Source organism: Streptomyces nitrosporeus (assembly GCF_008704555.1).
GTDB classification, from domain to species: Bacteria; Actinomycetota; Actinomycetes; order Streptomycetales; family Streptomycetaceae; genus Streptomyces; species Streptomyces nitrosporeus.
In genome coordinates, this window is the sequence record NZ_CP023702.1 from 1397552 (window position 1) to 1419318 (window position 21767).

The 21767-nt window shown below is 73.5% G+C and carries 8 protein-coding genes; all 8 read left to right on the forward strand.

Going from position 1 to position 21767, the window contains the following annotated elements:
* Positions 1 to 60: 60 nt before the first annotated feature.
* The 8 genes from CP967_RS06035 to CP967_RS06065 all read left to right on the forward strand — a co-directional run bounded on the left by CP967_RS06035 (position 61) and on the right by CP967_RS06065 (position 21764).
* Positions 61 to 531 carry a type VII secretion system-associated protein gene (locus CP967_RS06035; RefSeq protein WP_150486955.1) on the forward strand — a complete coding sequence of 157 codons (471 nt, stop codon included), beginning with the start codon at positions 61 to 63 and terminating at the stop codon, positions 529 to 531.
* Between the two features lie 66 nt (positions 532 to 597).
* Entirely contained in the window at positions 598 to 3519 is a 2922-nt protein-coding gene (locus tag CP967_RS06040; protein ID WP_150486956.1) for an AAWKG family protein, read from the forward strand.
* A gap of 46 nt (positions 3520 to 3565) precedes the next feature.
* Positions 3566 to 4072 carry a YbaB/EbfC family DNA-binding protein gene (locus tag CP967_RS06045; RefSeq protein ID WP_150486957.1) on the forward strand — a complete coding sequence of 169 codons (507 nt, stop codon included), beginning with the start codon at positions 3566 to 3568 and terminating at the stop codon, positions 4070 to 4072.
* Complete coding sequence (locus CP967_RS06050) at positions 4069 to 4389, forward strand: WXG100 family type VII secretion target (protein ID WP_150486958.1); 321 nt, start codon at positions 4069 to 4071, stop codon at positions 4387 to 4389. Before CP967_RS06045 ends, CP967_RS06050 begins: the two co-directional genes overlap by 4 nt.
* Positions 4390 to 4392: 3 nt before the next feature.
* Positions 4393 to 16749, forward strand: coding sequence for a WXG100-like domain-containing protein (locus tag CP967_RS06055; protein WP_150486959.1), 12357 nt, complete (start codon positions 4393 to 4395; stop codon positions 16747 to 16749).
* Positions 16746 to 17192 carry a hypothetical protein gene (locus CP967_RS33870; protein WP_167535282.1) on the forward strand — a complete coding sequence of 149 codons (447 nt, stop codon included), beginning with the start codon at positions 16746 to 16748 and terminating at the stop codon, positions 17190 to 17192. Before CP967_RS06055 ends, CP967_RS33870 begins: the two co-directional genes overlap by 4 nt.
* Positions 17193 to 17286: 94 nt before the next feature.
* Positions 17287 to 20097, forward strand: coding sequence for a hypothetical protein (locus CP967_RS06060; protein ID WP_150486960.1), 2811 nt, complete (start codon positions 17287 to 17289; stop codon positions 20095 to 20097).
* A 140-nt stretch (positions 20098 to 20237) separates the two neighbouring features.
* Positions 20238 to 21764, forward strand: a complete 1527-nt coding sequence (locus CP967_RS06065) for a hypothetical protein (RefSeq protein WP_150486961.1) — start codon at positions 20238 to 20240, stop codon at positions 21762 to 21764.
* Positions 21765 to 21767 lie beyond the last annotated feature (3 nt).

Genomic DNA, 21767 nt, shown 5'->3' on the forward strand with positions numbered 1-21767 from the left:
CCGACGCCCGTTCCCGGCCCCTGTCAGGCACCCCGTCCGCCCTGCTGATTGAGAGAAGTGATGGCGCCCGCACCGACCGATCTGTCGCATCTGGACACCGAGACCCTGCGCAAGTTCCTCGACACCGACGTGGAGGGGTTCGTGAAGCTGCTGACGGACCTGATCGGCGACACCCCCCAGCACGACGTGGCCGGTATGGGGTCCCTCGCGGCGCAGTTCGAGTCGATGAAGATCGGCTATGTGAAGACGGCGCTGAAGGTGGGCAGGCTGGCGGCGGCGGCCGACGACAAGGCCGGAGGCCCCCTGTCGATCGCCCCGTTCATCTCCTACCTCGCCTCGTCCAGCACCTCGCTCGCCGGTGTCGAGAAGGACCAGCTCAAGCTGTTCACGGACATCAAGCGCGAACTGGGCGCGGTGATCACCGACATGGAGAAGACGCAGAAGGACAGCCTCGAGGACATCGAGAGCCAGAAGTTCCTCAACGACCTGCGCACCGTGGACACCGGCCTGGCTCCCACCCGGGAGAGCTGAAGCACCGCCCGTCCCGCCCCGCGCGCCACCGCCCGCCGTCTCGTCACAAGGAGAAACGAACCGCCCATGGCCGTCGACTCAAGCTGGGAATCCGTCGTCAAGCAGCTCACCGGCTTCGACGGCGGCACCCGGGCCCATGTGGCGGCCGTGGGCGGTGCGGACGCCGCGGCGGGCGACGGCAGCGAGTGGATGACCGTCAGGATCGGCCACAGCGACGGGTACCGCGAGACCACGCCCGACCTGGACTCGCCGGGAGGCACGCTCGGACGGACCATGAAGTTCTACGGCGCCCCGGGCACCGGGTCGCAGAACGTCCAGGTCTACACGGTGGAGCTGGGGCTCCCCTGGTCCTCGTCGAACGGGGCCGACTGGAGCGACACCGGTAACGCGGGAGCCTTCGACTGGGGCTACGGCGAGGCGCTGACGAAGCTGCGGACCGAGTACCGCACCGCGGGGTTCGGCGGGCAGTACCCGCACACCAAGGCCGTGGCGGACGAGGACTCGGTGGACCTGCGGACCTTTCCCGCCACCGCCAAGGCGTTCGACCGGGTCACGGCGTACTTCCGCGAGCGGTCCCCGGTGCTGGAGCAGTGGGTCAAGGACCTCGACGGGGAGTACTCGGCGTACCGGGGCAGTGGGGCGGACGTCTTCCGGGACCTGATCGACGCCCTGAGCGTCGGGTACAAGGACTTCCTCCAGGAGCTGTCCTCGACCGGGTCCGGCAGCACCGTGTCCGTCAGCGAACCCTCGTACACCTCGGACTCCGTCGTCAGCGACCGCATCCTCCAGGCGGAGCTGACGATCTTCGGCGCCGCCACCACCCTCGGGCGGGCCTGGGACGCGTGGGTCGCGGGGAACATGTGGCTCGGGACCGCCCATCTCGACAGGCTCCTCGACGAACTGGCCGTCTGGCTCAACGAGAACAACATCCGCAGGATGCAGCAGTCCGGCCCCGGTGTGTCCCAGGCGGGGGCGGGCTTCCTGGTCGTGCACCCGGTCTACGGCGACCTGACGAAGGAAGCGAGCTGGAAGGCGCTCTCCCGGGCGGCCTGCGCGGCGTGGACGGCCAACCTCGCCTCGCTGGACACCGCGGCGCAGCAGGCGATGCTGGACCTCAACCAGGCCATGATCGCCCCGGGCTCCGCCTCCGACTTCACCTTCAGGCCGGGCGCCGGTTCCCTCACCCAGGCCAACGCCGCCGACGAGGCGGCCAAGGCCAAGGCGGACGCCGAGAAGGAGAAGGCGGACGCCGAGAAGAAGATGGAGGACCTCAAGAACGGCGGCGCCGGCGGGGACGGCGGCACCGGTCTTCCGGACCTGGACCCCAACGCGACCGACGGCGACACCCTGGGTGACGGCCTCGGCGGTGACGGTCTCGGCGGTTCCGGTCTCGGCGGTGACGGCGGCTCCGGGCCCGGTGCCGCCGGCGAGAAGTCCCCCACCACGGCTCAGATACCCCAGCTCGGCCTCAACGGCACCGACGGCGGACTCGGTCCGGGGACCGGCGGCAGCGTCACGAACCCCGACGGCTCGGTCACCTCCGTCAACCCCGACGGCTCCACGACCACCACCTACCCGGACGGCCGCGAGGAGACCACTCCCGCGGGCGTCCTGCCGCCCGCCCTCAACCCGAACGGTACGGGCGCCGGCTGGGGCACGGGGACCGCGGGCAGGACCGTCAAGGGCCCGGACGGCTCGACGACCGCGTACAACTCCGACGGCTCGCGCACCGTCACGCACAAGGACGGCACGAAGACCACCGTCCATCCGGACGGTTCCTCGGTCACGGACAACCCGGACGGTTCCAGGACCGTGCTGAACAAGGACGGCAGCGAGACCGTCACCTACCAGGACGGCACGAAGACCACCATCACGCCGGACGGCACCACGACCACCCGCTTCCCGGACGGCACGTCGACGAAGCTGTCCGCCGACGGCACCCTCACCACCACCGACGCGCAGGGCCACAGCACCGTCAGCCGTCCCGGACCGGGCTCGACGACGCAGAACCCGGACGGCTCCACCACGGTCTACGGCGAGGACGGCGCGACGACGACCACGCACGCCGACGGTACGAAGACCACCATCGCGGCGAACGGCACCGTCACCACCGTCGACCCGGACGGCACGAAGACCGTCTCGCACCTGGGCAAGGGCACGTCGACCATTCAGTACGCGGACGGCTCGGTGGCCCAGGTGGGCGCGGACGGCACCGTCTCCACGACGTACAAGGACGGCAGCACCACCAGGCTCGGCCCGGACGGCACGTACACCACGACCGACGCCGACGGCCACCGGACGACGGAGCACCTCGACACGACGGGCACCACGGGCACCCGGACCACGCACCACGCGGACGGGACGAGCACCACGACGTATGCCGACGGGACCGTCGACAGGACGCTCAAGGACGGCGGCCACCGGATCACCTATCCGGACGGGCGCACGGTCACCACCGACGCGTACGGCCGGACCACCGGATCGGCCGGCACCGGGCTCGGCTCGGCGGATTCCGGCGGCGGCTGGGGGGACTACGACTTCTACGACTACCCGGACAGCGGGAGCGGCGGCTCCCCCCTGACCGGCGGCTACCCGGGCGGCACGGGCTCGGGCGGCACGGACGGCGGCCGGGTCCCTCCGCTGGGCCTCAACCCGCTGGGCGGCCAGGGGCTCACCCCGGGCGGCGCGTCCGCGGCGGGTGCCGGCCCCGGCGCCCAGGGCACCCGGGCGGCGGCGGTGGGCGAGGCGGCCGGCGCCCGCTCCACCCGGGCGGCCCAGCTCGCGGCCGAGGAGGCGGCGGCGCTGCGGCGCCCCGCCACCAGCAGTTCCTCCGGTGGCTCCCCGATGATGCCCCCGATGGGCGGCATGGGCGGCGGAGCGGGCGGTGGCACCCAGAGCGACGAGCGGGAGCGGTCGACCTGGGTGAGCGAGGACGAGGAGACCTGGGGCACGGACGAGGGCGGGGTGTCGGCTGTGATCGGACGATGACCACGACTTCGGCAGCCCCCTACCCGACGAGAACGGCGGAACACCGATGAGCAACCCGATGGAAGAACGGCTGGCGGAGGCGCTGGCGGAGTTCGAGGAGACCCGCGCGAAGCTGAGCGAGGCTGGCGCGGCGGCCTCCCGGATATCGGCCACCGTGATGTCCAGGGACCGCACGGTGGAGGCCACCGTCGGCGCCCAGGGCCAGCTGACGAACCTGCGCTTCCCCAGCACCCGGTACCGGACGATGCCCCCGGCCCAGCTGGCGAGCGTGCTGATGTCCACCATCGCCGCCGCCCGCTCCCAGGCGGCCGGACAACTGGCCGATGTGTACCGGCCCTTCGGCCCCATTCCCGGGATGTCCCCGACCGCCGAGGGCGGCTTCCAGGAGCTGGACTGGGACGAGCTGTTCGCGCCGATGCGCGAGGCCGGGCTGCCGACACCGCCGGTGAGGGCGCCACGGGCCGCCTCCTCGGGAGCCCTGCTGGACGAGCTGGTGGAGGACGAGGACGAGGACGCCGCGGGCGATCTCCGGGACGGGACGGCAGGCCGATGACCTCCCTGGACGTCGATACGGACAAGCTCGGCAAGAGCGGCGCGGACATGGACGAGGTCGCCGAGAAGATCAAGCTGATCCGCGACGACTACCTCGACAAGATCACCACGTACCACGGCTGCTGGGGCGACGGGGAGTTCGGTGAGAAGTTCGCCGAGAAGTACCTGGAGGGGGTCGACGCCGCCAGGAAGGGCGTCCGGGAACTCAGCGAGGCGCTCTCGGGCAGCTCGCAGAGCCTGAAGGACGCCGCCGACGACTTCAGCAGGCAGCAGCAGCAGATCACGGAGTCCCTGAGCCAGCACGGCGGAAGGCGCTGATCCGTGTCCCTGGAGTTCCCGCCCGAATGTGCCTGGCTGTTCGCCGCGCTCACCGGTGAGAAGCCGCCGAACGGCGACGAGGACCGGATGTTCGAGCTGGCCGAGGTCCACAAGGACCTGCACGGCAAGCTGTCGAACGACCTCAAGCAGCAGATCGCCGAAGCCCTCGGCTTCACCAGGCAGAGTTTCGACGGGGACGCCGCCGACATGTACCAGGCGGCCATGAAGAGCTTCATCGGCGAGGAGGGGCTCAACTACTTCGACGCGGTCGCCGACCAGGCCAAACTCCTCGGGGAGTTCACCCGCAAGGGCGCGACCCAGCTCCAGTACACCAAGTACATGATCATCGCCCAGCTCGTGGAGCTGCTCTTCGAGGCGGTCGTGGCGGCGGCGCTGGCCTTCTTCTTCGGCGCGTCGATCCAGGCGTACCTGGCGAAGGTGGCGATCGTCCGGTTCCTGATCCGCTCGTGGCTCGGGCGGCTGGTCATGACGCTGCTCATGCATCAGGTGATCAACGTGGGCATGGGCGTCGCCATGGACCTCCTCGTCCAGTGGTCGCAACTGAACCAGGGCTCCAGGGACTCGTACGACGGTTCGCTCACCAAGGGCGCGGCCCTCTCGGGGATGGTCCAGGGGCTCATGGCCGGCCCCTTCCAGTTCCTGGGCAACAAGTTCGGCAAGGGTCTCGCCAGGATCTTCGGCAAGGACGGCGGCAAGAACCTCGGCAAGCAGATCGACGGCGCCTTCCCGCCGCCTTTGGTTCACGGGCCGAAGGGGCCGGGCGGGGCGGGGCCCAAGGCGCCGAAGACCTTCGGTGCCGACATCGCCAAGAACTTCGCCGACCATCTGCCGAACACCGCGGGACCCGGTGGCAAGGCGGCCGGCGACCGGTTCGTCCACTCCGTGGGCGAGACCTTCAAGAAGCACCTGGGCGGCGACACGGCCCGCGACGCCGGCCGCGACTGGGCGCGGTCGCTGCTGGAGAACACCGGGAAGAAGGATCTCGCCGAGTCGCTGGGCAAGACCCTCAAACCGCTGGGCGACGTGGCGGACGGCCCGCTGGGCAAGGTGCTGAGCCAGGGCACGGCCGACGCCCTCGGCAGGAACATCCTGCAGTCGATGGCCGGCGCGGGCGCCCACGGCCTGGGCAAGGGCGTGTTCGAGGGCGGGCACGCCGCGGTCTCCGAGGGCACGTACAACCTGATCTTCAGCGATGAGCACACCTTCAAGACCTCCGGTCTGACCTTCGGATCGGGCATGGTCGAGGGCAGGATCGGCCATCTGCTGGAGACCGGCGGCGAGCACCTCGGCGACGCCGCCCGCACCAAGGTCCTGGAGGCCGGGCTGAAGCTGCCGGGGTCCGGACCGGAATCGCCCGGGAGCCATTTTGGGGGCGGGACGGGCCCGGGGCTCGCCACGACCGGCAACAGCGGGGCCGGCGGCGCCGGCCTGGACACCACGACGCCGGTCCCCGACGACGGCACCGCGTCGCTCCTGTCGGACGACTCGAACGTCTCGGACATCCCGAACAGCCCGAACAGCCCGAACAGCCCGAACGACTCCGGCACGCCGGGACAGCAGAACACGTCGGACCAGGTCAGCCCCGTCCCCGCAGCGGAGGTCCGGTACGACGAGGACGGCTACGAACTGCTCGACGTGTCCGGTCCCTCCCGCGACGACGAGAGCGTCCTCGGCCCCGACGGCCAGGAGGACCCGCCGCACGCGGTCCCGTCCCTCGTCGGCGGCCCCTCCCTCCTGCCCCAGCAAGCGGGCGGGCCGCCGGTGACCTCGGCGAACGCCCCCGCGCCGGCGACCGCCACGAACACCGGCACGCCGGCCCCCGCCGCCAACAACGCCCAGAAGGACCAGAACCCGGCCACCACCAGCACCTCGTCGAACTCCACCTCCTCGTCCACCGGACCGGGCAACCCGGCGTCGGGTCCCGGCACCACCTCGACGACGCCCCTCACGGAGCAGGAGCGGGAACAGGAGCAGGAGCAGACGCGGGAGCAGACCCAGACCCAGGACCAGAACCGGGAGTCCGCCCCGCGGACCCTCTCGCAGGAGGAGAACCGGCTCTCCCCCGCCGAGTCCCGGCTCGCCCCGTCCGAGGACGTCGACGAGACGGAACAGACCTCCCAGCAGTCCGGGCCCGCCTGGACCGGAAGCCAGGCGCCCCCGGCCGGCCCGCCGGACACGGTCATCCCCATCGTCAGCGAAGCCCCCGGGCACCTCACCCTCGAATTCGAAGCCGAGGAGGACACGGGGCAGGACGGCGGGAACGTCGCCCCGGACGATTCCTCCGTCCCGTCGTCCGTCCCCCAGCCACCACCACCGCCGCCCACCCCGCCGACGGCCACCCGGCCGCCGTCCACCCCGCCGACGGAGCCCTCCTCGTCCTCGGAAGACCCGGCGCTCTCCGACGAGGTGCGGAACTTCGGAACCGGGGCGGGCGAGGGCGTGAGCGGCGTCCACCTCACGCCGATCACCGCCCAGGTGGCCACCGGCCTCCAGCAGCAGGCACTGGCCCGGCTGGAGGAGACCGCCGGCCCGCTCACCACGAAGCAGCGTGCCGACGCCGTCACCCGGCTCGCCGCACTGCTGTCCCCGCAGGCCCTCCAGGACAACCGCCTGATGCTGCTCAGCAGGGACGGGCACCGGATCACCCTGGACGTCGGGGGCGTGCCGCGCTCACTGGACGTACAGCTGCGGCTGGAGAAGCCACGGCCCTCCACGCTGTTCGGCACGGGCAACCGGATGCCGCCGCACAACAACGAGCAGCGCCACGCGGCCGCCTTCGACAGCACGTCGACGTCCTCCACCACCGCGGTGCGCACCGTGTCCCTGAACCCGTTCTCCAACACCTTCAGCGCGATCAAGGAATTCCTCGGTATCACCGGGGTGCCCGCCTCGCTGAACTTCAACCTCACCCATCAGCAGCGGAGCCTGTCCACGACGGTGAGCGGGGCGGTCAACGCCACGAGCCTGCTGCGCAGTTCGGAGCCGGCCAGCCCCTTCGACTACTCGGCGCTGGGCCGGGTCCGGGAGGCCGCCACGACCCCGTTCCCGGAGATCTCCCAGGACCGGGCGGAGGTACGCGAACTCGGTACGGTGACCGCGTGGTTCCCCGAGCACCTCGCCACGCCCGCCTACCGGGCGGCGGAGGGCGACGTCTTCGACGCGCGGGACCCCAGCACCCTCGAGAAGCACCTCGACGAATCACCGCTGTGGGTGCTGGACTCGATGTCCGACCCCGGCAGTCTGCTGCGCGAGGTGCGGTCCCGGTTCGGCGACCGCCTCTCCGCGCTCGACACCGGTTCGCTGGCCGCCCTGGAGAAGTTCCTGGGCCCCGAACACCTCCTCGGGGCCCTCCCCGTGCAACGCGCGACCGAAGACCCCGGCGGGAGTACGGGCACCTGGTCGCCGGTCCTGGTGGACAGGAAGGGCAACGCACTCGGCGTCTTCAAGGTCACCGCGGAGGTGACGGGCCGGGCGGGCCGGAACATCCGGGTCGGCCCGAAGTACAGTCTGGAGCGCTTCCTGGAGCGCCAGCTGAAGGCCGACTCGCTGGCGAAGGTGTCGTACGCGTACGGCGGCGAGGCCGTCGTGGGCGGCGTCCTCAACAAGAAGCCGGCCGAGGCGGACAAGGCGTTCCGGGACTTCCACCTGGGCGGCTCCCTGGTGCCCAAGGGCGGCTACAGCAAGCAGGGGGACCGCGCGCTGGGCGCCGGTGCCACGCACAGCCTGACGCGCAACATCCGTACCAACGGCGGCCATGTGCTGATCCCGGCGAACGTGGTCTACCACGTGGAGTTCATCCCGGCGGACGGGACGCGCAGCACACCGCGGCCCATGCCGGCCACCCCGGTGCGGATCAGGGTGCTCACCCCGGAGACCGCGCGGGGCGACAGGCCCACGGACGGGGCGGGGAAGCAGGCGCCCACCGAGGTGGCGCGGCTGGACGCCATCGGACTGACCACCACCCCGCTGCGGGTGCACGGCAGCGGGGTCACCCCGGTGCTGGAGCAGGTGCGCGACTGGCTCCAGGACAACGGCTACCTGCCGGAGCCGGGCGGACAGGACAGCCCGCTCATGGACGAACGCCTGGTCAAGGCCCGGCTGGAGAACCTGCGGAAGATCTCGCTGCTGGGCTCGCAGCACGGCCTCCTCGGCATCATGGACGAGCTGGTCGACGGCGGTGCCACGCTGCACTTCGGCAAGCCCGCGACCGGCGGCGGCGTGGACCGCGTCCAGCTGCGCCTGGCCCTGGACCGGGTTCCCGGCGACAACCGCGCCCCCACCCACCTCACCTCGCTGAGCGACGTCCATCTGCCCAACATCGCCAGCCTCTCCGTGCCCGGCACCAGCCAGAAGTCGTCGGGCAGCACCAAGACGCTCCAAGTCGGCGGCCAGCTGACCGGTCTGGCGCCCGGCCACTTCAGGGGCGGGCTCACGGCGGACTACAAGGGCACCTGGCAGACGACGGAAACCTCGACGGCCGGCTCGGCGGTCTCCCACGCCCAGATGATCATCACGACCGGCCAGACGACGGAGGTCTTCCGGGTCCCGGCCTTCTTCACGGCGGAGATCACCGGCGGGTCCCGGCAGCTGCCCGCCGCCCCGTTCACCTCGGACACCGAGCCGGTGTACGTCGATCTCGCGGTTCCGGAGAAGCGCACCGGGAACACGTCGGCGGCCTACGGGGAGGCGGTGCTGCAGCCGTCGGACACCCCGCTGCCCTCCGCCGAGAAGACGTTCCTGCTGCCCGACAGCTCCCTCGTCGACGTCGTACGCGGCAGGAAGCAGCTGTACCAGGCGGTCGAGGCGATCCTGGCGGAGCTCTCGGAACCCCCGGCGGAGCAGGAGCCCGGGCCCGGCCCTGTCACCCGGCCGACCGCGGACCCCCTCACCGGAACGGCCTCGGACCTGCCCGGGGCGTACCCGGGCGACATCCCCCTGAACAGCCTGGACGGGTCCAGCGGTCCCGAGGGCCTGCCCCTGCCGGTCACCGCCACCCGCCCGGTCACCGCCTCGTCCTCCGCCCCGTCGTCCTGGTGGGCGGCCGCGGCGGGCGCCGCCAGGTCCGCCGCCGGCTCCCTGCTGAGCCTGGGCACGGTGGTCCGGCAGACCGTGACCGGAGGGGACCGGTCCGACCAGGGGATGCTGCTGCACGAGGCGCTGCACGCACAGCTGACCCCCGCCGCCCTGATGGCGCGCGCGCACCAGATGGTGAAGGGCGTCTTCGTCATCGACGACCTGTTCGTGCCGGGGGTGACGGCGGGCACCGACCTGGTCGTCGAGGTACGTGCCGTACTGACCGATCCGCGGGACCTCGGCACCGTCACGCAGTACGGCGAGACGAACCTCGGGGCCACCGACAGCGCCTCCTACCAGCGCACGAAGGCGTCCTCGCACGAGGGTGGCCCGGGCATCACCATGAAGTCCGGCCAGAGCCTCCAGGAGGCGGAGCGGGCCGCGGCCTCCACGCCGCCCGCGGCCGGCGGTCCGAAGCCGGTCACGGGCGGCGTGAGCCTGAAGCCCGTCTTCGGGCAGGGGAACAGCCGCTCGGTGACGACGTCGGCGTCGACCAACGTCACCCGGGTGCCCTCGGAGAGCGGCGTCCAGCACCGGATCAGCGCGGACATCACCTACGAGATAACGGTCCGCCGCGGGCACCGGCGCCCCGTACCGCTGAACGAGGGCGCGGCGGCGGTGACCCGTACGGTGCACGTTCCGGGCGGGATCACCTTCCTCGCCACGGACGCCCAGCTGCGGCGCGGCGGAACGATGCTGGCGTCGTTCGCGGCCGGGGAGAACGGCACCCCCGGCCCGGCCACCGCCCGGCTGCCGTACCGGTTCGTCGAGCACGGCGCGCTCGGGCTCGCGGCCGTGCTGGAGGCGACGCCCCTCGCGCAACCGCTGCCGCCCCCGGGCACGGCCACCGTCCGGACCGCGAACCCGCCGCAGACCCCGCAGGGATCCCACGCCCAGGGGACCGGGAGCATGGAGCCCACCCGTCCCGACACCAACGAGGACCCCCGCCGGCCCCACCTCCTGCGCGAGCGGCTCACCGAACTGGTGGAGGCTCACGCACCGGGCAGCCTCACGCCCGGCCACCGCGACTACGTACCCGGACTGGCCCAGCGCATCGCCGACTACACCTCGCCCGCAGGTCTCGGCGCACTGCCGGGCCAGGGCCGGGACGGGCATCTGACCTTCTCCTTCCCGTACACCGGTGGTGCGGTCACCCGCACCGTCACCGTGCGGGTGCACGGCAGGCCGGCCTGGACGAAGGCGCAGCTCCAGCAGGTGCGCGGCCGTAAGGCGAACGCCGGTGCGGGGGTGGAGAACTACTCCGCGCACTCCCCCGCGAACGTCACCGAGAGCAGGAGCCGCTCCACCCGCTGGGCGCTCTCCGCGCCGGCCGCCGTCGTGCTGCCGTTCTCCGGCGGGAGCTCCCGGAAGACGACCGTCAGCCCTTCGGCCGGCGGCTCGACGAACCGCACCGACACCGTGACCACGACCGTCACGGGCGAGGACCGTGTGTGGCAGCGGGTGGACAGCGGGAACGAGTTCACGCTCGGATACGTCTTCACCGCCGACCTGCACATCGAGGGGTCCGACCTGACGGCCCGTCCGTCGACGGAGGACGTCCACGGGCGGGTCACGCTGCGCTTCGCCGGGGACCATGACCAGCAGCAGGAGCTGGCGCCCCGGCCGGAGAACGAGCGGCTGTCCTACGGCGTCGGCACCACGGACCCGAGGCTCACCGGTCCGCTCGCCACCGCCACGCCGCTCCGGCCGACCGGGAACGAGGTCGCGTACGCGCTCAGCAACCAGCAAAAACTGCTGACCGCGATACAGGAGCTGGCGCCCGAACTGGCCGGCGGCGACCTCGGCAGCGGGCACACCGCCGACGGCGCCGCGGCACGGCTGACCGAGCTGCTGCACGGCGGGGAGATCACCGTCGACCCGGTGCGTGCCGCGGCCGGGGCGGGCGGCTCCGTCAACGGAACGGAGAAGCCCCCCCGGGTCACTCTGTCCACCGAGGTGTTCCGCCCCCGGCTGATCGACACCACCAAGGGCGTGACGGTCGACCGGCTGAGGGTGACCGGGTTCAGTACCTCCTCCGGATCCTCGACCGCCCGCAACGGCACCTTCGGCCTGGGCGTGTCCGTGACACTGGGCCGGAAGGGCGACTACGACTTCGGCGGCTCGGCCCCCCTCCTGTCGTACCAGTCCACCCCCGGCGGGCAGGGCGGCGGGGTGTCCGCGCTCACCCGGCACTGGGAGAAGACCGGGGCCGCCGGGCAGCCCGACGCCGAAGCGGGCCTGCGCACGTACGAGGTCGAGGTCGACACCGTCACCACCCTGACCGGTCCGGACGGGCAGGTCCGGTACGCGACGGGCACCGCCGTGCTGCGGGTGCCCGAACGCGACCTGCTGGGCCTCGGCGTGCTTCCCGAGGCCCACCGGGGCGACGGGGTCTTCGACCTGTCCGCCCCCGACGTGAAGGACCTCACCCCCGCCCGGCTCGCGCGGCTGATCACCGCTCCGGACATCAGGCTGCCGGACGGGGCCGTACCGCAGCTCTGGCTCGACCTGGGGAGGGACCCCACCCCCGCCGCCCGCGTCGAGGCGCTCTACCGCGCGCGGTCCATCGCCGAGGAGAGCGGGGTGACGCTGGAGCTCGCGCTGCGCGACCAGGACGGGACCCGCATCTGGACCCTGGACCCGGAGAGCACCGTCTTCCCCGATCTGAACGGCGCGAAGGCCGAGCTCGACCGCGCCCGGGAGGTGCTGGACGGGCTCAGGGACGCACACGGCACGATCACCCCCGGCCGCGACCCTCACGAGGCACTGCGGGATGCCACCCGGCGCGTCGCCGACGGTGAGGCGTCCCTGGCCCTGGCCCGGCGGGAACACGCCCGGCTCGTCGCCCTGACCTCCGGCTTCGAGCGGTCCGAGCCCCAGGCGCGCGAGGCCCTGCGGGAAGCGAACCGCATGCTGGAGGCCACCCGTGAGCGGCTGGCCGCGGCCGCCCCCGACCGGACCGAGGTCCTGGCCCGGCGCGAGTCCATGCTGCTCGAAGCGCTGGCGCCGCTGGAGCGCGAGGTGAGGGCGTACGACGATCTGGACACGGCGCGGCAGTCGCTGGGCGAGAAGGAGAGCGCACAGGAGCAGGCGCTGCGGGACAAGGAGACCGCCGAGCTGGAGCTCCGGTGGCACGAGGCGGCCCAGGACGTCGAGAAGGCGCAGGCGGAGCACATCGCGGCCGGGGTGCGGATGCTCGCGCTCGGCGAAATGATCGCGAAGGCGCACCTCGACGGCGGCTTCGAGGTGCCCGGTCTCCCGGTGCCGCCCCCCACCGACCCGAGCACGCAGTCGCTGGCCTCGCTCACCCCGCGGTGGCCCGCACCGAAGTCACCGGGCGACGGCACCCCGCCGGCGGCGACCGGAGTCAACGGCACCCGCGAGACCGGCCGGCGGACGAAGGACCCGGTACGGCCGGAGGAGGTGGCGGCGTTCGACGAGACGACGACCGCCGCGGTGCACACCGAGCGTTTCGACCCGAAGCTGGTGCAGTCCCGTCGTGAGGCGGGGCGTCTGGACGGCTCCATGACGCTGATCCGCAACCATGTGCGCCGGATGGCGCTGCCCGACGGGCGGACGGTCCGGCAGTTCTTCGTGACCCTGCCGGTGCGGCTCGTCGACGGTCTGGACGCCCAGGACCTGGCGGCCTTCCGGGCCCGGGTCCAGTCGGCGCTGGACGCCCATGTCAACACCGGTTATCTGCTGCCGGATTCGGGGGACCAGCTGCACGTCACGGCGGAGTTCGTGGAGTCGGCCCGGCACAGCGAGGCGGTGACGCTGTCGCGGTCGAACGGCGCGCCGGACCGCGCCGACCAGCGCCGGTGGGACCTCGGGCACGACGACGCGGTACTCGTGCACGAGATCCTGCACTACCTCGGGCTGGCCGACGAGTACTCCGATGCCCGGGAGCGGGCCGAGGACCGCCATCTGTTCCGGCGGAACGACCGGGCGAGCGCGGTGCACCGCGAGGGCCTCATGGCGAACACCGGCCGGCAGAGCCTGGAGAACCTGCCGGAGGAGTACCTCGCCACCATCGAACGGGTCAGTGAGAACGCGGTGATCCCGCTGCACACCGTCCCGGAACGGACGACGCCCGTGGAGGAGGCATCCGGGGACGGCACGCGGGAGGACACCGAGGAGAGCACCGAGGAGAACGCCGAGCAGGAGGCCGTACGCCGGCTGCGGCTGGCCGAGCACGCCGCCCTGACCGCGCGTCAGGAGCTGGACCTGCTCCGGGCCGAGGAGGCCGGAGGGCTGCGGATGCGGGCCGCCGCGCAGGAGCGCGCCCGGGCGGCCCGTGCCCTGGTCACCGGCGGCACCACGGGCGCCGAGGCCGCCGCACGCCTCGGCGCCTGGACCGAGCACCAGCAGGCGCTGCACGCCTACGGGACCGCCTCCCGGCAGGAGTCGGAGATCCGGCCGCCAGAGGGCCAGGGCTCCTCCCGCGGTCCCTCCCCCGCCCTCACCGACGCCCGGCGGCGGCTGGCGCTCGCGCGGGCGGAGCTGGTCCGCACCACCGAGGCGCTCGCCGCGCTCGGTATCGACGCGGCGGAACTGGCCGCCCGGATCGGCGCCTCCGACGCCCGCGTCACCGCCGAGCACGGCGGCGGGCTCCTGGGGGGCGCCTCACCTTCCCCGGACCATCTCTCCGGCCTGATGGCGATGGAGGTCGACGAGCCGGAAACGACGGCCTCCCGGTCCGTACCGGAGACGACGGCCTCCCCGTCCGTACCGGAAGCGATGGACCTCGACGTGCCGGAGCCCGACGAGTCCGTGCCCAGCGGACCCGACCGGGAGTGGTCCCAGCCCGCCGCGGGCCGCGGGCAGCTCCCCCAGGTGGCCTTCGTCAACCGGGCGTTCGCCGACCTCGCCGCGCCGGAGAGCCTGCGGGACCTCACCGAGAACGACTACCTCGCCTGGGTGGGCCAGAGCCTCCCCGACGACTCGACGCCCGGCGCCGCCCCCTACCGGGTCTCCTACGTCGTCAACGCGATCGTCTCCGAGAGCGAACTGCGCGACCACCCCGAACGCCTCCAGGAGTTCCTGGACGCGGTCACCGAGCGGCTGAGCGGATTCCAGGGGCGGGTGGCGGTCGTCGTCGGCGTCAACGCACGCGCGGTGGGCAGCACCTCCGCGACGGGCCGCCAGAGCGCACCGACCACGTCACAGCGGCGGGAGACGCACGACAGGATCCGCGAGACCATCCGCCGGGCCGCCGGACGGACCGCGTTCGCCCGCCCGCTGGCCGTGGTCCCGATGGTCATGAACTGGCCCAGGGACAAGTCGTTCCCGTACGGGACGGCACGCAACAACGTCCTGGACAGCAACGCCAACCGGCACCTGGTGCGGTCCATGATGGGCCGCCGGATGCACCCGTACATCGCCTTCATGGACTTCGACACCTATCCGCACGTGGTGTCCACGCGCGACGGGCAGGAGACACGGGACGAGCACGTCTTCAGCTGGTTCGAGAACCGGCTGGAGACCGGCGAGGACTCGCAGCCGCTGCGCCCGCTGATGATGTCGGGCGGCTACCGCCTGCCGCGTGCGGACGAGGTGGAGGCGACCGCGCGCCTGAAGGCGCTGACCGAGACCCGGTACGCCGCTCTGCTGGCGGAGAAGGGCAAGACCGCGACCTCGTCGTTCGAGGAGATGCTGCGGACCGTCCAGCACGAGATCGCCCATGACATGCGGGTACGGACCCGGCTGCGCGGACTGCACCCGCTGCTCCCGTACTCACCGGAGCCCAACCTCTTCGTCGACGCGGCGGCGACCCTGCTCACGGGTGCGGACGACCGGCACAAGCTGCGTTTCGGGCCGGGCGGGGCGGAGTTCCACACCCTGAGCCAGACCCTGAACCGGATCAACGCGTGGGAGCTGAAGCAGGACCTGCCGCTGCCCGAGCCGCCCGCCCCGCATCCCGACCCCGTCACCGCGCTCCGGCAGCGGTGGGCGCACCTGCAGCGGCTCGAAGCGCAGCACACCCGGCGGAGGATCGCCGCCGAGAACCGGGTGCTGCCCCGGCGGGGCACCGCCTTCGTCGTGGAGTTCGAGCGGGCGGCGGTCCTCACCGACCTGTCCCGGCTGGTCGCGGGGCGGTGGGCGACCGGAGCGCTGCCGCAGGACCACGTGGGGCTGACCAATCCGTACCAGCGGATGTTCCACCAGAGCGAGTACGGGCAGGCGAACATCCAGGGAGGCCGGAACGGGCTGCAGCTGTCGCCGTTCCGCGACATCTGGGGCCAGCCCGGCTACCAGGACAACGAGGTCCTGGACAACACCGCTGAGGTCACGGCCATGCGGGGCCGGCCCCTGTGGGGCCACGCCACACAGCTCGTGAACACCGGCAACCCGCTCTGGCCCCTGCACCACCCGGCCCCGCTCGCGCACGGGGCACCGGTCGTCAACCGGGCCCCGGCACTGGCGGCCGGTCTGGACCCCCGGCTCGGCGTACCCGGGACGCATCCGGTCAGCATGGCCATCGCCGGCAGGGTGTCGGAGAGCCCGGACATCTGGGCGGGCCTCGACCCGAACGACATCAGGCTGTTCGCCCGCGCGCTCGCGGTGAGTGCCGACAACCCGTACTTCCTCGATCATCTGCGGTACTTCGCCCACGAGTACCTGCCGTCCTTCCGCGAGGGCCATGTGCCGGCCGGACCGATCGTGCAGCCGCTCGGGTCCGAGGGAACGCTCTTCCGGGCGCTCGACGAGGTGCTTCACGTGGGGCCGGGCGCGGACGGCGGGACGGTGCTCCAGGCGATCTGGAAGGGCCTGTACGCGAACACCGGCTCCCTCCAGCAGGTAGGCGTCCTGGTGGCCGGAGCAGACAGGCACGGCATCGGCGTGGAGGAGCTCTTCACCCGTCTGGCCACCGGCGCCCTGCACTCGCCCGGCGAGCGCTTCGCGGAGCTGCGCCGGGGGCGGGCCTTCACCCTGGGCCCGGAGGCGGGCTTCCTGCTCGACCAGTACGCGGCCGCCCTCGGCATGGACATCGAGGTGACGGGACCGGACCACAATCCGTACGCCACCGAACGGCCCGGCAGCAGCACCACTCACCGGCTGGTGGTCGAGTGGGTGCGCCTGGGCGACCACGGCGAGATGGGCTGGACCGCCCGCGTCGAGACGCTGCCCGGCCCCGGCCAGAAGCGCTCCCGGGGCGGCACCCACGCCACCCCCTTCGCGCCGCCGCTCAAGCGCGGTGCGACCGAGATCACCAGCATGCTGGCGGGCAGCGGGCTGGGCAACGACCCGGGGAGTTCGAGATGACGGACCCACACGACGAGGAGACCGCGGTGGCGGGAGGGACGGCGCGGGTCACCGGGGCCGCCGACGGCCGGGAGACGGCGTCGCGCGTCGCGGCCGCCTCGCACGAGTGGGCGCTGCGCCAGGCGGAACTGCGGTGCGCCCGGGCACATCTGGCCTCCATCCGTCGGAGCGGGGAACGCCCTGGACCGGCGGCCGGGGCCGAGCCCCCGGTACGGGCCGGAGCGGAACCCGGACCACCGCCGGTAGCGGGTGCGGGAGCCGGGCCGGTCCGGGCGGCGGAGGTCCCGGAGGCCGCCGCGGCGCCCGGGGCCGTGGAGCCGGCCCGGCCCGGCCCCGCGCCCGGACCCACGCGCTCGGCGCTCTCCGACCTCGCCCTGGACATCCTCACCGGTGGGTCCGCCACGGCCCCCGCCCGCACCGGCCGCCCTGAAGGTCCCGCGTGAACCTTCGAGGGCTATGGTCAACGACGCATCGAAGCGGAATCCTTGATGGAGGGTCAGTGCAACGCAGCAACTCCACCCGCCGGGAGGAGCTCCGATGAGCGGACTGGCCTCGCGGCTGCCGCGGTGGCGCGGACGGCGGACGGCGGCGGAGCCGGTTCCCGGCCCGTCCGCCCCCGCGGACGGTGGTCCCCACACGGTCCTTGAGGAGTTCGGCACGCCCGCCGGCCCCGGTGGCCCGGCCGGGTTCCTGCTGCGTTCCTCCGCCGACCGCCGCACCTCCGTCCGCGAGCTGGCCCGTCTCCTGCGCGTGGAGCGGGAGCACCCGGTGGTCATCGTCGACGTCGCGGCGGAAGCGGCGGGAAACCTCGGCGAGGAGCTGGGCGGTCTGCTCGCCCGGCTGCGCGACGAGCACCGCGCCTCCGTCCGGCTCGTGATGTCCGGGGCGGCGGCGCGCAAGCCCGACGGCCGGCTCCCGCTCGCCCAGCGGCTGGCGGAGGCGTGGGAGCTGGACATCGAAGCACCCGACTCCGCGGCGGTCCTGGTGCCGGGCGGCGGTCTGTACGTCTGCGAACCGGGCACGCCGACGGGCGGCTGGTGGCGCTTCGCGCCGGGTGCGGAACCCGTGGCCCTGGGCGCGCGCATCCCGGCACCGCACTGGCAGCGGGCCCTGGCCCGGGTGCCGCTGGGCGGACTGGGCGACTGCACGGTCCACCAGATACCCGCGGGGCTGCTGCTGCGCCCCGAAAGCCCGGCCGCGCCCCGCCCCGGCGATCCGGCGTTCGCCCTGGCCGTGCACCCGGACCGGCTGACCGTACTGGTGGGCGCGGCCGGCCCCCGGCACGACCTCGCCGAGGACCTGGCGACGCTGCTCGCCCGGCTGCCGGCGGAGCTGCGCGACCGGGTGCGGCTGGCACCGGACGGCGAGGAGGACCTGCTGCCGGCCGCACAGCGTGCGGCGGACCTGCTCGGCACCGAGGTGGAGGTCTGCACGGGCGTGCCACTGCCCGTGCCGGACCCCTCGGGCGACGGGTACGACGAGCTGGTCTGGCTGAACTCGGCCGACGGCACGTGCGCCTGGCCCGCGGTGCTGGCCTCGGTGAGCTGCCTGCCCGCGGAACCGGGCACCCCCGGACCGGCCCCGCGCCCGGTGCACTGGCTGCTGCCCGGCACCGTGGGCGACCCGGACCCGGAACCCGCCGTACGGCGGGTGTCCGAGGGCCGGTACGTGACAGCGGTACGGGCCGGGCTGTGGGTGGGGAGCTCCCCCGTCCCCCCGCCCGCGGTCCGGGAGAGACCGGCCGAGGCGCGGGCGATGCGGATCGAGATCGAGGACCCGGGCGCGGACGGCCGGGCACGGTCCGCGGTCCTGCGGACCCTCGCCGCACTGGTGCCCGAACTGGACGCGCGGGTGCGCGAGCACGCCGAGATCGCGGCCCCCGCCGGTGCGGAGACCGAGACGTCGAACCAGTTGCGGCGTTTCGCCGTACGCAACGGCCTGACCTTCGCCGCGGCGCCGACGCGTACCGCGCCCGCCGCGCCGGTCTCCGCCTCCGGCGGCCCCGGCGCATCCGCTGCGTCCGGCGCCCCCGGGCCTTCCGCCTCGTCCGTCCCGGCTGCCGCATCCGTCCCGGCCGCGGCTCAGGAGGTTTCCCTGGACGGTCCCGAGACCCCGGTGGGCGGCGAACCGGCGGCCGAGACCTCCGCGCCGGAGCCGGCCGCACCGGAACCGGCCGCACCCCCGGCCGTGCTCGCCCCCGTCACCGGTGCCACCACGGCGGGCGGGACCGCGGAAGCCGGCTCCGCGCAGGGCCCGGAGACGGACCCGGCGCCCGCCGCGGCTGCCGGCCGCCCGCCGACCAGCAGCGGCTCCGGTCGTGACACCGCCCCGGGGGCCGCGTCCCAGTCCTCCGTACCGGACCACGTCCGGGCCGAACGGACGGGCGCCGGATCAGCCGGCCCACCAGCGGTGACCGCCGCGGGGCCCGGCGCCGGGCCGACGCCGGGGAGGGAGGGCGGGACGGAACCCGCGGCCTCCCGGGTGACGCCGGATCACGGTGGGACAGCTCACGAGGAGACCCCGCGACCGGCCCCGGGCCCCGCCCCGGCTCCTCTCGCACCGCGGCCTCCGGTACCCGTTCCCGTCATGAGGTCCCGGCGCGCCGCCCCTGCCCCGGCGGACGTCAGCAGCGGCGCGGACCGGGCCGCCTTCCGCGAACTGGCGGCGTCCGTCTGGGAGGAGTACACGGGGCCGGTCAACCGGGCCCTGGTACGGCTGCCCGCCCTGCGCGGCCCCGGTGAGGACGAGGCGCGCGTCGATCTCGTCGCCGTCCACCTGTATCTGGCGTCGCCGCCGGACGGACGGTTCGGAGCCCTCGCGCTGGCCTCCGAGGCGGCCTCGGGCCCCGGCGAGCTGGCACCGTACGCCGTCTGCCTCGCCTCCGGGCTGCGCAGGCTGCCCGCCCTGCGGGGGACGCTGCTGCGGGCCGTGCCGGGGCCCGGGATCGCGGACGACGTCGTGCCCGGGTCCGTCCTGCACTGCGACGCCCCGCTCGACGTCGTGCATCTGGAGCAGGCGGGCGCCCCGTCCCCTCCAAAGGGCCATGTCCGCTACGCCGTCAAACCCATGACCGCCCGTCGCACATCGATGCTGACGGTCCCGGGCGGCACCGGCACGACGGCCCTCTTCGCGGCGGGTACGGAGTTCTCGGTGCTGGCCAGGCACGAAGCGGCCGGGGACCTCCCGGCACGGGTTCTGCTGGCGGAACTCCCGCTCGGGGCACAGCAGTTCCGGGCTCCTTCCGACGCCGCCCTCGCCCGGCTGGACGAGGCGGCCCGCCGGGACGGCGGCCCGTCGGCCCCCGAGTGGCCCGCCCGCTGCACCGGCCCCTTCCCGCTCCATACCTGACCCGCCACCATCGCCCCACCCTCCCCGCCGTACCTGCGCCCCATCCCTCACCTCCCGTCCCTCCCTCCCCGTCCCTCCCTCCCCGTCACTCCCTTCCTGTCCCTCCCTTCCCCCATCCTGATCCGTCTGAGAGGCACGTCATGGCAACCAACGAGTCGTCCGCGGCCGGTACGACCTCCGGTGTTTCCGGCTCACCGGCCCCCCGTGCGGCCGCTGTCACGGTCCTGGCCGAGGAACCGGTCTCCGGGCTGTTCCCGGAGAAGCCGGCGACCGGGGCCGCCACCGCGCCGTCCGGCGGCACGGGCCCCACCGCCACGGTGTCCACGAGCTCCGTCCGAGCCACATCCGAGGAGGGGCGGAAGACGGGAGCGGCGGCGACCGGGGAGGCCGGGGCGGAGCCCGGGGAGCCCCGGCCGAAGGCCGCGGAGGAGGCGAAGGCCGCGGAGGAGGCCGAGAAGGCGGCGGAGGAGGAGTCCGAGGAGGAGACCCACACGTCCGCCGCTCCCGGAACCGCTGCCACTGCCGCGTCCGTGGCTGCCGCCGCGCCCGCCGTCATCGGCACGGGTACCGCCGAGTCGGCGGCCTCCACCGCCCGGACCACGGCCTCCGGTGAGAACGCGGCCACCGGCGGCGCCCGCCGCGGCGGGGTCCTCCCCCCGGGCCGTCCCGGAAAGCCGCTGATCGCGGCGGCGGTGGCGGGGGGCCTGATCCTCGCCGGTGTGCCCCTGCTGATCTCGGGCCTGAACGGGTCGGACGACGACAACCCGCCGGCCTCCGCGGTGGCCCCGGCGGGCAGCCGGATAGGGCCGGACGGCTCCGGTCCGGGTATCGTGCCCGGCCGGCAGAACGCCCCCGGTGAGGGCAGCCCGTCGCCCAGCGGCGGCAAGTCCGCCGGGTCACCGGCCGGTGGCTCCGGGAAGAACGGCGGGATCCACGAAGCCGGGTCGAGCGGCGGGATCCACGAAGCCGGGACCACCGAGGACTCAGGCGGCCGGCCGGCCGGGGACGGCGGCAAGGATGTACGGAGCGTGCCCGCCGGGAGCGGCGGCACGCCTACGGCACCCGGCACTCCGGCGGCCCCGAAGAGCTCCGGTACTCCGGCGGAGCCGAAGAGCTCCGGCAAGCCGGCGAACACCTCCGCGGTCAAGGCTCCGCAGGCGGCCCCTGTCACGTACAGCCATTTCATCGGCCCGGGCTGCAACACCCCGGGGTTCGCCACGTCCGAGCGGTGGCGCGACAGCAACAAGGGCTGGCGCGGAAGCTCCGGCAGCCAGACGTCCTACGGATGCAGCGGGTTCTACTACAGCCTGCCCCTGTCCGGCAGCACCTCGTCCTCCGACGCCTACGCCCAGTGGAAGTTCCCCACGGGGTCGGTGACCAAGGGCAGTTGCCAGGTCATGGTCTTCATCCCGAACGTCAAGGACATCAGCTACGTGGGCGGCAATCCGGCCCACTACACCGTCCACCGGTACTTCGACGCCAAGCCGAGCACGGCGATCGGCACCTTCGAGATCAACCAGCCCTCGCACCTGGGCCAGTGGATCAACGCCGGCACGTTCCCGGTGAGCACGGGCAAGATATCCGTCGTGCTCGACAACCGGGGCAAGACCTCGGGCAACCGGCACGCCGCCGCCGCCCCGGTCAAGGTGAAGTGCACGGCCTCGTAGCCG